Source organism: Roseibium sp. Sym1, from assembly GCF_027359675.1.
In the GTDB taxonomy this organism is placed as follows: Bacteria; Pseudomonadota; Alphaproteobacteria; order Rhizobiales; family Stappiaceae; genus Roseibium.
In genome coordinates this window covers 3,605,525-3,618,782 of sequence record NZ_CP114786.1, presented here as the reverse complement: position 1 = coordinate 3,618,782, position 13,258 = coordinate 3,605,525, and the positions used below count along the sequence as shown (strand labels likewise).

General features: G+C 62.5%; 12 protein-coding genes. 11 read left to right on the top strand and 1 reads right to left on the bottom strand.

The genetic code is table 11. The features are described from left to right. Positions 1-156: 156 nt before the first annotated feature. The 11 genes from O6760_RS16375 to O6760_RS16325 all read left to right on the top strand — a co-directional run bounded on the left by O6760_RS16375 (position 157) and on the right by O6760_RS16325 (position 11,433). Positions 157-1,446: a Na(+)-translocating NADH-quinone reductase subunit A gene (locus O6760_RS16375; protein ID WP_269580784.1), complete on the top strand. Its 1,290-nt coding sequence runs from the start codon at positions 157-159 to the stop codon at positions 1,444-1,446. A 2-nt stretch (positions 1,447-1,448) separates the two neighbouring features. After that, positions 1,449-2,648, top strand: a complete 1,200-nt coding sequence (locus O6760_RS16370) for an NADH:ubiquinone reductase (Na(+)-transporting) subunit B (protein WP_269580783.1) — start codon at positions 1,449-1,451, stop codon at positions 2,646-2,648. Next, on the top strand, positions 2,641-3,456 hold the full coding sequence (locus tag O6760_RS16365; RefSeq protein ID WP_269580782.1) for a Na(+)-translocating NADH-quinone reductase subunit C: 816 nt from the start codon (positions 2,641-2,643) through the stop codon (positions 3,454-3,456). The genes O6760_RS16370 and O6760_RS16365 overlap by 8 nt, the downstream gene beginning before the upstream one ends. Further along, positions 3,456-4,109, top strand: a complete 654-nt coding sequence (locus O6760_RS16360) for an NADH:ubiquinone reductase (Na(+)-transporting) subunit D (RefSeq protein ID WP_269580781.1) — start codon at positions 3,456-3,458, stop codon at positions 4,107-4,109. The genes O6760_RS16365 and O6760_RS16360 overlap by 1 nt, the downstream gene beginning before the upstream one ends. After that, positions 4,109-4,717 carry an NADH:ubiquinone reductase (Na(+)-transporting) subunit E gene (nqrE, locus tag O6760_RS16355; protein ID WP_269580780.1) on the top strand — a complete coding sequence of 203 codons (609 nt, stop codon included), beginning with the start codon at positions 4,109-4,111 and terminating at the stop codon, positions 4,715-4,717. The genes O6760_RS16360 and nqrE overlap by 1 nt, the downstream gene beginning before the upstream one ends. 12 nt (positions 4,718-4,729) lie before the next feature. Then, complete coding sequence (gene nqrF, locus O6760_RS16350) at positions 4,730-5,950, top strand: NADH:ubiquinone reductase (Na(+)-transporting) subunit F (protein WP_269580779.1); 1,221 nt, start codon at positions 4,730-4,732, stop codon at positions 5,948-5,950. A gap of 70 nt (positions 5,951-6,020) precedes the next feature. Then, positions 6,021-6,338: a hypothetical protein gene (locus O6760_RS16345; protein ID WP_269580778.1), complete on the top strand. Its 318-nt coding sequence runs from the start codon at positions 6,021-6,023 to the stop codon at positions 6,336-6,338. Continuing rightward, positions 6,335-7,606, top strand: a complete 1,272-nt coding sequence (locus tag O6760_RS16340) for a sarcosine oxidase subunit beta family protein (protein WP_269580777.1) — start codon at positions 6,335-6,337, stop codon at positions 7,604-7,606. Before O6760_RS16345 ends, O6760_RS16340 begins: the two co-directional genes overlap by 4 nt. A gap of 11 nt (positions 7,607-7,617) precedes the next feature. Continuing rightward, complete coding sequence (locus tag O6760_RS16335; protein WP_269580776.1) at positions 7,618-7,914, top strand: sarcosine oxidase subunit delta; 297 nt, start codon at positions 7,618-7,620, stop codon at positions 7,912-7,914. After that, a complete protein-coding gene (locus O6760_RS16330; protein WP_269580775.1) occupies positions 7,911-10,862 on the top strand; it encodes a sarcosine oxidase subunit alpha family protein in 2,952 nt (983 codons plus the stop codon). Before O6760_RS16335 ends, O6760_RS16330 begins: the two co-directional genes overlap by 4 nt. Then, positions 10,855-11,433, top strand: coding sequence for a sarcosine oxidase subunit gamma (locus O6760_RS16325; protein WP_269580774.1), 579 nt, complete (start codon positions 10,855-10,857; stop codon positions 11,431-11,433). The genes O6760_RS16330 and O6760_RS16325 overlap by 8 nt, the downstream gene beginning before the upstream one ends. 106 nt (positions 11,434-11,539) lie before the next feature. On the opposite strand, the gene O6760_RS16320 is transcribed toward O6760_RS16325, so the two are convergent. Continuing rightward, a complete protein-coding gene (locus tag O6760_RS16320; RefSeq protein WP_269580773.1) occupies positions 11,540-13,225 on the bottom strand; it encodes a peroxidase family protein in 1,686 nt (561 codons plus the stop codon). Positions 13,226-13,258: the final 33 nt, after the last annotated feature.

Below are 13,258 nucleotides of genomic sequence, written 5' to 3'. Positions count from 1 at the left end.
GTCTGATTCAACAAAAAAATGTCACAAATTGGCAAATTAGTTCTTTTTCGCGGCGCAAAAACGTAGGATACGGCGTTTTGTCGAAATCTGGAGGCCAGATGCGTGCAAAGCTTTAAGCTCAAAAAAGGTCTTGATCTACCGGTGCTGGGGGCACCTGTGCAGGAGATCAAAGAGACCCGGGACACAGAAACCGTAGCGGTGCTGGCCGCGGACTATGTCGGCCTGAAACCGAGACTGGTGGTCCAGGAAGGCGATGTCGTCGGCCTCGGCGCCCCTTTGTTTTTCCACAAGGACACACCGGATGTGATGATCACCGCGCCGGCTTCCGGCCGCGTCAAGGCGATCAACCGTGGTGCACGCCGTGTCCTGATCAGCGTCGAGATCGAAGTCGACAAGGACGCCGCCGCACCCCTGGATTTCTCCGGCATCGGCGATACCACCACTGCATCGGGTCTCGTGGAGCGCCTGTGCGCGTCCGGCCTGTGGACGTCTTTCCGCACCCGCCCCTATTCCAAGGTGCCCGACCCGGAAACCCGTGCCGCAGCCATCTTCGTCAACGCCATGGACACCGAACCGCTGTCGCCCGATCCGGCCGTGATCCTTGCTGACAGCGCCGAGGATTTCACACGGGGCCTTGAAGCGGTCGCCTCGCTCAGCGGCGGCAAGACCTATCTGTGCCACGAAACCGGCGCGGCCATTCCGGGCCGCGATGTTGCCGGGATCGAGACCGCGGACTTCTCCGGCCCGCATCCGGCAGGCCTCGCCGGCACTCATATCCATTTTCTCGAAGCACCCGGCGCCACGAAGACCGTCTGGACCATCGGCTACCAGGACGTCATCGCCATCGGCCGCCTGCTTCAGAGCGGCCAATACGACCCGGCAAGGGTGATCGCCCTCTCCGGTCCCCGTTGCGCCAGGCCGCGCCTGATCCGCACGGTCGCAGGCGCTTCCATGGAAGAGCTTTCCCGGGGTGAGATCGAGGGCGACGCACCGGTGCGTCTCATATCGGGGTCGATCCTCAGCGGCCGGCTCGGCGAGGGATCGAGCGCCTATCTCGGTCGCTACGCCCGCCAGCTCACCCTCATCGAGGAAGACCGCAAGCAGATCCCCCTGGGCTGGATCCGCCCGATGGCCTCCAAATTCGCGGTCCAGCCCGTGCTCGGTTCCGCGTTTTCCAAAAAACTCTATGCCCTGACCTCGAACCTGAACGGCGGCCGGCGGGCCATGGTGCCGCTCGGCACGTTCGAGGAGCTGATGCCGCAGGATTTCCTGCCGACACAGCTGCTTCGCGCAATGCTGGTGATGGACACGGACCAGGCCCAGGCGCTCGGCGCGCTGGAACTGGACGAAGAAGACCTGGGCCTGGTTGGTTTCGCCTGCCCGGCCAAATATGAATACGGCATGGCGCTGCGCGACTGCCTCACCAAAATTGAGAAGGAGGGCTGATCTTGGGCCTTCGCAACTTCTTCGACCGTACCGAGCCTTATTTCGTAAAAGGCGGCAAATACGAAAAGCTCTTCCCCGTCTACGAGATGGTGGAAAGCTTCATCTACACACCGAAAGCGGTCACAACCGCCGCGCCGCATGCCCGTTCCTATGTCGACATGAAGCGGATCATGACCTACGTGGTCATCGCCACGATCCCCTGCATCCTGGTCGGGCTCTACAATGTCGGTTTCCAGGTGAATTCGGCCATCGCGGTTCACGGCGCTTCCGGATGGCGCGCCTGGATCATCGAGGCCTTCGGCATCGGCTTCGATCCGGCCAATCCCTTCGCCAACTTCATGCACGGGCTACTCTATTTCCTGCCGATCTACATCACCACGCTGGTGGTCGGCGGCATCTGGGAAGTGATCTTCGCAACCGTGCGCGGCCATGAGGTCAACGAGGGCTTCCTCGTCACCTCCATGCTCTACGCCCTGATCCTGCCGCCCTCGGCTCCGCTCTGGCAGGTCGCCCTCGGCATCTCCTTCGGCGTCGTCATCGGCAAGGAAGTCTTCGGCGGCACGGGCAAGAACTTCCTCAACCCCGCCCTCACCGGCCGTGCCTTCCTCTATTTCGCCTATCCGGCACAGATGTCCGGCGACACGATCTGGACACCGGTGGACGGGTTCTCCGGCGCGACCGCGCTGTCCATCGGCGCGTCCGACGGCTACCAGCAGCTCGCGGCCCACGGCGTCACCTGGATGGACGCCTTTGTCGGTATCCTTCAGGGCAGCATTGGCGAAACCTCGGCCCTCGCCTGCCTGATCGGCCTGGCCTTCCTGCTTGTCACCAAGATCGCCAACTGGCGCCTGGTGGTCGGCTGTCTGGCCGGGATGATCGCGTTTTCGACGCTGCTCAACCTGATCGGCTCGGACACCAACCCGATGTTTGCCATGCCGTGGTACTGGCACCTGGTGATTGGCGGTTATGCCTTTGGCCTCGCCTTCATGGTCACAGAACCGGTCTCGGCCTCGCACACCAATCTCGGCCGCTACATCTATGGCGCCCTGATCGGCTTCATGGTGGTGATGATCCGCGTCATCAACCCGGCTTTCCCGGAAGGCATGATGCTGGCCATTCTCTTCGGTAACGTTTTTGCACCCTTGATCGACTATTTCGTGGTGCAGGCAAACATCAAGCGCAGGGCGAAGCGAAATGCCTGAAGACAGCGGAAACAACAGCAACAAGGGCTTCATCCGGCGCTTCCTGGATCTGCCGCCGGATTCCGTGCCCAAGACCATCTTCGTCGCCGTGTCGCTTTGTCTGGTCGCCTCGATGATCGTGTCGGCGGCGGCCGTCGCGTTGCGTCCCGTCCAGGAGATCAACAAGCTCCGCGACAAGCAGATCAACATCCTGCAGGTTGCCGGCCGCTATGACCCGCAGGAAAACGTCACCCAGGCGTTCTCGCAGTTCGAACCTCATGTCCTCGAACTGGCCACCGGCAAATTCACGGACCGGTTCGACCCGGCAACCTTCGATGAACGCGCCGCGGCGGACGATCCGGCGACCTCGGTCGCACTGGAGGACGACCCGGCCTCGATCGGCCGCAAGTCCGAATTCGTCACCGTCTACCTGCTGCGCAAGGACGACGGCAGCCTCGACAAGGTGATCCTGCCGATCCACGGCTACGGTCTGTGGTCGACGCTTTACGGTTTCATCGCCCTGGAAGCGAATGGCAACGACATTTACGGGCTTCAATTCTACAGCCACGCGGAAACGCCGGGTCTCGGCGCGGAAGTCGACAATCCCCGCTGGAAGGCGCTCTGGCGCGGCAAGAAACTGACGGATGACAGCGGCGACCTCCTGATCACCGTAGCAAAATCCGCCCCTCCTCAGGGCGAGGAGTATCACGTCGACGCGCTGGCCGGAGCCACCCTGACATCGCGCGGTGTCGACAATCTGGTCAGGTTCTGGATGGGGGAAAACGGCTTTGGCCCGTTCCTGGACAACCTCAAAGCGGGAGAAATCTGATGGCGCAGACCAAAAGAGAAATGCTTATCGATCCGTTGGTCGATAACAACCCGATCACTCTGCAGGTCCTGGGTATCTGTTCGGCCCTTGCCGTCACCTCGTCACTGAAGGTTGCCTTCGTCATGGCCGTCGCGGTGACGCTGGTCACCGCCTTCTCGTCCATGTTCATCTCGATCCTGCGCAACCAGATCCCTGGCGCCATCCGGATCATCGTGCAAATGGTGATCATCGCCTCGCTGGTGATCCTGGTGGACCAGATCCTCAAGGCCTATGCCTACGAGATCTCGAAGACCCTGTCGGTCTTTGTCGGCCTGATCATCACCAACTGCATCGTGATGGGCCGGGCGGAGGCCTTCGCCATGAAGAACCCGCCGATCCCCTCCTTCATCGACGGCATCGGCAACGGCCTCGGCTACGGCCTGATCCTGATGCTGGTCGGCGTGATCCGCGAGTTGCTGGGCTCCGGCAGCCTGTTCGGCATCACCGTTCTGCCGACCGTCAACAATGGCGGCTGGTATCTCCCCAACGGTCTGCTTTTGCTGCCGCCCTCGGCCTTCTTCATCATCGGCCTCTTGATCTGGGCGTTCCGGACCTGGAAACCGGAACAGGTCGAAGAGCGTGAGTACAAGATCCAGACGGTGGAGGCGCATTGATGGAACAGCTGATTTCCCTCGCCGTCAAAGCGGTCTTCGTCGAGAACCTGGCGCTGTCCTTCTTTCTGGGCATGTGCACGTTCATCGCCGTTTCGAAAAAGATCTCGACCGCCATCGGCCTCGGCATTTCCGTGATGATCGTGCAGGCCATCACCGTGCCGGCCAACAACCTGATCCTGACCTACCTGCTGGCGCCGGGCGCGCTTTCCTGGGCGGGTTTCAGCGATGTCGACCTGACCTTCCTCGGCCTGATCTCCTATATCGGCGTGATCGCGGCACTGGTTCAGATCCTGGAAATGGTGCTCGATAAGTATTTCCCGCCGCTCTACAACGCGCTGGGCGTGTTCCTGCCGCTGATCACCGTGAACTGCGCCATCCTGGGCGGCTCCCTGTTCATGGTGGAACGGGACTACAATTTCCCGGAAGCCGTCACCTATGGCGTTTCCTCCGGCTTCGGCTGGGCGCTGGCAATCACCGCCATGGCCGGCGTGCGCGAGAAGCTGAAATATTCGGACATCCCGGAAGGCCTGCAGGGCCTGGGCATCACCTTTATCACCGCAGGTCTGATGGCCCTGGCCTTCATGTCCTTCAGCGGCGTCAAACTGTAACGGGAGCGCCCAGTGACCACATTTGGACTAGGCATACTTCTCTTTACCCTGATCGTGCTCGGCCTCGTCACGATCATTCTCGCGGCCCGCTCGAAGCTCGTCTCGGTCGGCAACGTCAATATCAGCATCAACGGCGAGAAGACCATTTCGGTCCCGGCGGGCGGCAAGCTGCTGCAGACGCTGGCCGAACAGAAGCTGTTCGTGCCCTCGGCCTGTGGCGGCGGCGGCACCTGCGCCCAGTGCCGGGTGAAGATCTTCTCCGGCGGCGGCTCGATCCTGCCGACCGAGGAAAGCCATATCACCAAGCGCGAGGCCGCCTGCGGCGACCGCCTGTCCTGCCAGGTTGCCGTGAAGCAGGACATGGAGATCGAGGTTCCCGAGGAGGTCTTCGGCGTCAAGAAATGGGAGTGCACCGTCCGTTCCAACGAGAACGTCGCCACCTTCATCAAGGCGCTGGTGCTGGAACTGCCCGAGGGCGAGAACGTCAATTTCCGCGCCGGCGGCTATATCCAGATCGAGGCCCCCGCGCACAAGCTCAAATACACCGACTTCGATGTCGAGGACGAGTATCGCGGCGACTGGGACCGCTTCAATCTGTGGCAGTATGCATCCACGGTCAGCGAACCGGTCGAGCGCGCCTATTCCATGGCGAACTACCCGGAGGAAAAGGGCATCATCATGCTCAACGTCCGCGTCGCCTCGCCGCCTCCGGGCACGGAGGGCATTCCTCCGGGCAAGATGTCGAGCTACATCTTCAACCTGAAGCCCGGAGACAAGGTCACGATTTCCGGTCCCTTCGGCGAATTCTTCGCACGCGACACCGACAAGGAAATGGTGTTCATCGGCGGCGGCGCCGGCATGGCGCCGATGCGCAGCCACATCTTCGACCAGCTGAAAAGGCTTCATTCCAAGCGCAAGATCAGCTTCTGGTATGGTGCCCGTTCAAAGCGCGAGATGTTCTTCGTCGAGGATTTCGACCAGCTCGCCGCGGAAAACGAGAATTTCGAGTGGCACGTGGCCCTGTCCGACGCGCTGCCGGAGGACGACTGGACCGGCTATACCGGCTTCATCCACAACGTGCTCTACGAGGAATACCTCAAGGACCACCCGGCTCCGGAAGACTGCGAGTTCTACATGTGCGGCCCGCCCATCATGAACCAGTCCGTGATCAACATGCTGCTTGATCTCGGCGTCGACCGCGAGGACATCATGCTCGACGACTTCGGTGGCTGACGGGACAAGGTCCTGAAACACCCGTTTGCAGGAAGCCCGGCACCGGTTCAAAACCGGGCCGGGCTTTTTCATGGATATGACGCCGGCAAGCCTGTCAGCGCGGCAAGGCGCCGACGGCATTCCCCCAAGTGTTGCCGAGAGCTCAGGAGAAACTTGTTCGACGGACGACATGTTCGGCTCACCAGCGACCAAGCCTCATGGTCGGCAGTATGGTCGAACCCGGTCGTGGTTCACCAAACCGGGCATCCGCCACCACGCGCTTTCCAATACCGTTTTGATGACAGAAAATGGCGGTGAGGGACTGACCACCCAGGCGCCCGCAGACCTTATCATCCGGAACAACTTCTCAATCCCCTTGCCCGACCTGAGGACGTTGGAAAAACAATGACGCGATTTTCAGCCTGGAATGTCTTCAGAAACGGGCTCTCCGGTCAGAAGGGATGGAGCCGGCAATGGCGCGATCCCGAGCCGAAGCCCCACTATGACGTCGTCATCGTCGGCGGCGGGCTGCACGGGCTCGCCACTGCCTATTATCTTGCAGCCAACCACGGCGTAAAAAACATCGCCGTCCTGGAAAAAGGCTGGCTGGGCGGCGGCAATGCCGGTCGCAACACGACGATCGTCCGCTCGAACTATTTTCGCCCGGGCAATCGCGAGTTCTATGAGCATTCCCTGAAGCTCTGGGAAAATCTCAGCCATGAGCTGAACTACAATGTCATGTTCAGCCAGCGCTCCCACATCTCCCTGCTGCACAGCCCGGGCGCGATCGATGCCGCCGCGCGCAATTACAACATCATGCGCAGGACAGGCACGCCGGATGCGGAAATCTGGGACCTGGCCAGGCTGAAACGCGCGGTCCCGCATCTGAACTATTCCCCGACGGCACGCTTCCCGATCATGGGCGCGGCCGTCCAGAAACGCGCCGGCACCGCACGGCACGACGCGGTCGCCTGGGGCTATGCCAGGGGCGCCGACACACGCGGTGTCGACATTCTCCAGCAATGCGAAGTTCAGGGCATCACCCGCGAGGGCGACGCCGTTAGTGCGGTGGAAACCTCACGTGGTACGATCCGGGCCGGCAAGGTAGCCTTTGCCGTGGCCGGCAGCACCTCGCGGCTCTGGACCATGGCCGGACTCGGCAGATTGCCGATTGAGTCGCACAAGCTGCAGGCCTTCGTCTCCGAGCCTCTCAAGCCCCTGCTCGATCAGGTCGTGGTCTTCGGCATCGGTGGATCGCATTTCTACATTTCGCAATCGGACAAGGGCGGCATGGTCTTCGGCGGCGACCTTGACTGGTACAAGTCCTATGCCCAGCGCGGCAACCTGCCCATCGTCCAGGACACGGCCGAGGCCGCGATGTCGATCCTGCCCTGCCTCGGCCGGGTCAAGCTGCTACGCCACTGGTCGGGCCTGGTCGACATGTCGATGGACGGCACGCATTTCATCTGCAAGACGCCGCTCGACAATCTCTACCTGAATGCCGGCTGGAACTACGGCGGCTTCAAGGCGACCCCGGCCTCGGGCTGGTATTTCGCCGACCTGATCGCCAATGACAGGCCCCACGACAAGATCCGCAATTTCGATCTGAAACGGTTCGAGCGCGGCCTCCAGATCGACGAACGGGGCGCCGGCCCCGACCCGAAGCTGCACGGATAGGGAAAGCAAGTATGATCCGAATTAATTGCCCTTTCTGCGGCACGCGAGACCACAGCGAATTCACCTATGGCGGTGACGGCTCGATCGACTATCCGGCGCTCGATGCGCCGAAGGAAGACTGGCACGACGCGGTGTTCCTGCGGGACAACATCTGCGGCGTGCAGCTTGAAACCTGGCACCATGTCCATGGCTGCCGCATGTGGCTGAAGATCGAACGCGACACGCTGACCCACGAGATCCATTCCGTCCGGCCCGCCCACCCGGGTCTCGCAGCCGCCCTTGGCACCGAACACGGGGTAGGCAAATGACCGTGCGGCGCCTGGACACCGGTGGCCGGATCGACCGCTCCACCGAGATTACCTTCCACTGGGACGGCAAGGCCTTGAGCGGTTTTGCCGGCGACACGCTCGCCTCCGCCCTGATGGCGAACGGCGAACAGGTTCTTGGACGCAGCTTCAAGTATCATCGTCCTCGCGGGATCATGTCGGCCGGCGTCGAGGAATCCGGTGCCATCGTCACGGTGGGCGAAGGCGTGCGCCGTGAGCCGAACGTCAAGGCAACGCTGCAGGAGCTCCACGAGGGCCTGAAGGCATCGGGGCAGAACGCCTGGCCGAATGTGCGGTTCGATCTTGGCGCCGTGAACGGTCTCTTCAGTCGGTTCTTCGCCGCCGGTTTCTACTACAAGACCTTCATGGGCCTGCCCCCGTTCGAATGGGGCCATGGCACCGGCCTCTGGATGCAGTATGAAAAACTGATCCGCAAGGCGGCCGGCATGGGCACCGCCTCACGCGACGCCGACCCGGATGCCTATGACCACGCCCATGGCTTCTGCGACGTCCTCGTGGTCGGCTCCGGTCCCGCCGGCCTGAACGCGGCGCTGACCGCGGCCGAGGCAGGCCGCGACGTGCTGCTGGTCGAACAGGATTTCGAACTCGGCGGCGACTACCTGAACGATCCCGCGACCGAAGCCCGGCGCAGCGAACGGGTTGCCGCCCTGGAAAAGGCCGGTGCCCGGATCATGCCGCGCACGACCGCCTTCGGCCTCTACGACGACGGCACGGCCGGTCTCCTGGAAAAGGTCACCGATCACCAATCGCAGCCCGACCCGCACCTGCCACGCCAGCGTTTCTGGACGGTACGGGCGGGTGCGACCATCCTTGCAACAGGGGCGCTTGAACGCTCGGTCGCCTTTGGCAACAACGACCGGCCCGGCATCATGACGGCGGCATCGGCCCGTGCCTATCTCAACCGCTACGGTATCCTTCCGGGCGAGCGGATCGTGATCGCCACGAACAATGACAGTGTCTACGGCACGGCAGCCGAACTCGCCCGCGTCGGCGCAGATGTGACGGTTGCCGACAACCGGTCGGAACGGGCTGCCGAGGCACCGGCAGGTGTCACGGTCCGGGCTGGCGTTGTGCCGCTCAAGGCCCTTGGCAGGTCCGATGTCCGGGGTATCGCGCTTGCGCGTGATGCCGGCGGCCACTGGCAACCGGCGGAGAAGCTCGACTGCGACCTGCTGCTGGTCTCCGGAGGCTGGTCGCCGGTGGTGAACCTGTCCTCGCACCGCGGCGCGAAGCCGGTCTGGAGTGCCGACCAGGCCTGTTTCCTGCCCGGTGAGACCGGCGAGCCGATCTGTCATGCAGGCTCCGCCGCAGGCATCTGGAGCCGCGAAGCCTGCGAATCCTCCGGTGTTGCCGCGGCCCGCAAGGCGATGGGCCAGGAAAGCGACAGCAATGCCCTCGGCGGCTGGTTGACGCCGATCAAGCCGCTTTACGAGGTCCGTCTTCCGAACCGGCACGCAAAGGCCTTTGTCGATTTCCAGCACGATGTCACCGGCGATGATGTCCGGCTCGCCCACCAGGAAGGCTTTGTCTCGGTCGAGCACCTGAAGCGCTACACCACGCTCGGCATGGCGACCGACCAGGGCAAGATGGGCAATATCATCGGCCTGGCGCTGATGGCCGATGCGCTCGGCAAGGACATCCCGGATGTCGGCACCACCCGCTTCCGCCCGCCCTATACGCCGGTTGCGATCGGCGCGCTCTCCGGCCGCAACGTTGCCGGTCACTTCAAACCCTTGCGGCGCACGCCGCTGCATGACTGGAACTTGCAGCACGGCGCGACCATGACCGAGGCCGGTCTCTGGCACCGGCCCTGGTATTTTGCCAGGTCAGGCGAGACCATCGACGAGGCGTATGTGCGCGAGGCGGCCACCGTCCGCGAGACGGTCGGCATCTGCGATGTCAGCTCCCTCGGCAAGATCGCCGTTCAGGGACCCGACGCGGCGGAGTTCCTCAACCGGGTCTACACCAACGGTTTTGCGAAGCTGCCCGTCGGCAAGGCACGCTACGGCATCATGCTGCGCGACGACGGCATGGTCATGGATGACGGCACCACCTGGCGGCTCGGCGAGACCGAGTTCCTGACCACCACCACCACGGCCAACGCCGGCAAGGTGATGGTCTGGTTCGACGAGCTGCTGCAGACCCGCTGGACCGATCTGAAGGTGCATGTCAGTTCCGTGTCGGATCAATGGGCGGGTGTCTCCATCGCCGGACCGAAGTCCCGCGAGACAATCGCCGCCTGCCTTGAAGCCGGCGATGACATTTCCAACGAGGCTCTGCCCTTCATGGGGGTCGCCCGGGTGACGCTCATGAGCGGCGTCGAAGCCCTGATCGCCCGGATCAGCTTCTCGGGCGAGCGGGCTTACGAGCTTTATGTACCCGCCGCCCAGGGCGAAGCCATGATGGACATGCTCTGGCCGGCGGCCGAGGCGCTTGGCGGATGTCTTTATGGCATGGAAGCGCTGGGCACGCTCAGGATCGAGAAGGGCCATGTCACCGGCGTCGAACTGGACGGCCGCGTAACCATCGACGATGCCGGCCTCGGCAAGATGGCCTCGACAAGGAAGTCCTTCATCGGCAGCGCCCTGCGTCAGCGGCCGGAACTCCTGCGCGGCGACCGGCCGCAACTGGTCGGCATCTTCCCCAAGGACCGCGGCCAGCGTTTCAAGGGGGGCTCCATCCTGTGCCAACCGGGAGAAAATTCCGGCTTCGGCGATGGCTGGATCACGGCGGTCACCCACTCGCCCGCACTCGGCCACTGGATCGGTCTCGGCTACATCTCCGGAGGTGCAGGTGCCTGGCAAGACAAGCCGCTGATCGCAAGTGACCCGACCCGTTCGGGTGATATCGAGGTGGAAATCGTGTCACCCCACATGTTCGATCCGGAAGGAGTGAGAATGCATGGCTAAGGCAAGATCCGCCCTGAAAGGCCATCTGGTGCCCGGCCATTTCGGACGGGAGGGCACCACCGGCGTCACCCTGTCGGAGGTCGGCTCATTTTGCCTCGTCCAGGTGTCCGCCTGGCCGGAGAGCCTGCGGTCGGTCGGCAAGGAGGCCGCCCGTCTGGCCGGTTGCGGCGAAGCGCCGGGCCCGGGACAAGCGACGGCCGGGGCGAACGGAACCCTGTTGCGTATCGAACCGTTGAAATGGTGGCTGATCAGCCGGCAGGCACCGTCTTCCCAGCTCTCCCTGACCGCGGGGGACGGCGCCGTTCTGGACCTGTCATCGTCCAGAACGTGGGTAACCTTGAGCGGCGCCGATGCCGCCGGTCTGCTCAACCGCTTCCTGCCGCTCGACCTGTCGGACAGGGCCTTTCCGCCCGGCTCCAGCGCCTCCACGGCCTTTCACCACATCGGCGTCACGCTCTGGCCCGACGATGAAGGCTTCAACCTCCTCCTGCCCCGCAGCTTCGCGGCCTCGCTCTGGGAGATGCTGACGGAAAGCGCCGCACAATTCGGTTACGAAATCAGGTCGGCATAGAGAGAGTCGGGAGAAGCCTCGCGTAGCAGGATGTCACGAGAGGTCACCAGATGTTTCCCGCCGCACGCCATATCGGGAAAGGTGTCAGGGAATTCGGTCCGCGCTGTCAGATCGTCATGGTGACCTTGTACGTCCCTGCCGCCTGGGGCTGGTTCCGATCCAGGATCTGCTGCAGCCGCGAGGTGCTTTCGATCACTTTCATGCCCTCTTGCGAGAACGTGCCGGCGTTGAACGCATGCTGGGACAGGAGCGGATTGGTCAGCGCCTGAGAAAAGGCATCAAGCGCGACCATTCTCCCGATCAAGGGCGGAACGGCGGAACGAGGCGCCACGTCTTCCGCAAACAGGCCGACAAACAGTTCGACGTTGTCAACCGAGTCCTTGTAGAGGCGCGACAACGCCTTGATCCTGCGGGGATCCCCCGTGATCTGCTCGAACGTCTTGACACGGCCATAGCCGAAGGCCTCCCGGTAGTCGTTGTAGCTGGCCAGATGGTTGGCGCGTCCCTGCTGCACCGACGCCAGTTCGACGGATACAAGAAAGTCGGGTGTGTTCATCAACCCAATGTTCCAGGCCTTTTGCTGACTGGCGCTCTCCATGGCCTTGCCCAGCCCGATGCCTGTCAGGTGGCTGTTGTCGTAGATGAACTGCTCCCCGGCGACGGATTTGCCCGCGACCTTGAAATAGTCGGGTGTCAGGCTGTGCCAGCGGTAAAGCAGGTTGAACTCGATCGGTATCCAGTTCGGCTTGTTCCACTCCGCCTTCCAGCACACGGAGGGATCCGCGCTGAGCTGAAAATAATACGGCGAGATGTGGTTGATATATTCCTCCACGACGATCTTGATCAGCAATGCGATGTTGATATTCCGAGCGGTCTGGAAAACCCGCTCGTCGTCCCAGCTCGGATGCGCCTTTTCCAGGATCCCGCACAACCGGTTGTGCTCGCGAAGGAAGAGCGTCGTCAGCATGGCCGTGTATGGGGTCGTGTTGGCGCGTTCGCCCGCGAAGGCAAAAATGTGCTGCCGGATCGCGTCGGCGCGCTCCTTGCCTTCGTTGCGTTCCACGGTTTCAAGAAATTCCTTGAGGCGCAGCGGCGGCAACAGGTCCTTGAATGCCGGCTTGACCTTGCCGTTTGCCCCGAAATACCGGGGAGCATATTCCTCGCCGGTGTCGGGATCCGTTTCCGATTTGAGGCGCCCCTTGCGCCCTGTCTCTTCCAGCTTCAGACGAATGGCGTCGCTATGCGCACGGTTGAGCCCGTAAAGCGTGTTGAAGTCGATATGGTGGGACGTATGTGTCTTGCGGTTCTGGTAAATCCGCTTGCCGTCAACTTCAACGAAATCATCCGACGACGTCATCAGAAAGCCGTCGGTGAACCATTGCGCGAAGGAGAGAAACAGCACACTGCTGTCTTCCGAGAGCGTTTCTTCGCCTTCTTTCACCTCGTAGAGTTCACGAAGGTCCTCAAGCGGCGGCAGATCCTTGAGGTCCTTCTGCGGAAGATGCCGCTTGAACCAGTCCCTGTCCGTCATCGACTCCCAGGATGTATAGCCCGCCATCGGTTTGTCGACGTCCCCGTGCACGGCCATCGAACTGTAGGGCGACGGACGGGAGCGCGCGCGCATCACCGCGCTGTTGATGATGTAGGTGTTGACGAGGCGGCGCAGCGGCCCGATCGCCATGACGATCTTCCAAAGCCAGGGAAAGTGGCTGAGGACGTAGGCTTGCAGACGGTTGGTAAACCCGTCGGCGCTCTGGTCGCGAGGCGGATGGTCGCGAAGGGGTCTTGTCATGGGGCAGTCCTCGGCTTGATGAGATGGAATGGC

Excerpts from the sequence above, each read along its gene's own strand:
- O6760_RS16325 (WP_269580774.1), top strand. The coding sequence starts at position 10,855 with ATGGCTAAGGCAAGATCCGCCCTGAAAGGCCATCTGGTGCCCGGCCAT.
- O6760_RS16360 (WP_269580781.1), top strand. The coding sequence starts at position 3,456 with ATGGCGCAGACCAAAAGAGAAATGCTTATCGATCCGTTGGTCGATAAC.
- O6760_RS16330 (WP_269580775.1), top strand. The coding sequence starts at position 7,911 with ATGACCGTGCGGCGCCTGGACACCGGTGGCCGGATCGACCGCTCCACC.
- O6760_RS16345 (WP_269580778.1), top strand. The coding sequence starts at position 6,021 with ATGGATATGACGCCGGCAAGCCTGTCAGCGCGGCAAGGCGCCGACGGC.
- O6760_RS16335 (WP_269580776.1), top strand. The coding sequence starts at position 7,618 with ATGATCCGAATTAATTGCCCTTTCTGCGGCACGCGAGACCACAGCGAA.
- O6760_RS16365 (WP_269580782.1), top strand. The coding sequence starts at position 2,641 with ATGCCTGAAGACAGCGGAAACAACAGCAACAAGGGCTTCATCCGGCGC.
- O6760_RS16320 (WP_269580773.1), bottom strand. The coding sequence starts at position 13,225 with ATGACAAGACCCCTTCGCGACCATCCGCCTCGCGACCAGAGCGCCGAC.
- O6760_RS16340 (WP_269580777.1), top strand. The coding sequence starts at position 6,335 with ATGACGCGATTTTCAGCCTGGAATGTCTTCAGAAACGGGCTCTCCGGT.
- nqrE (WP_269580780.1), top strand. The coding sequence starts at position 4,109 with ATGGAACAGCTGATTTCCCTCGCCGTCAAAGCGGTCTTCGTCGAGAAC.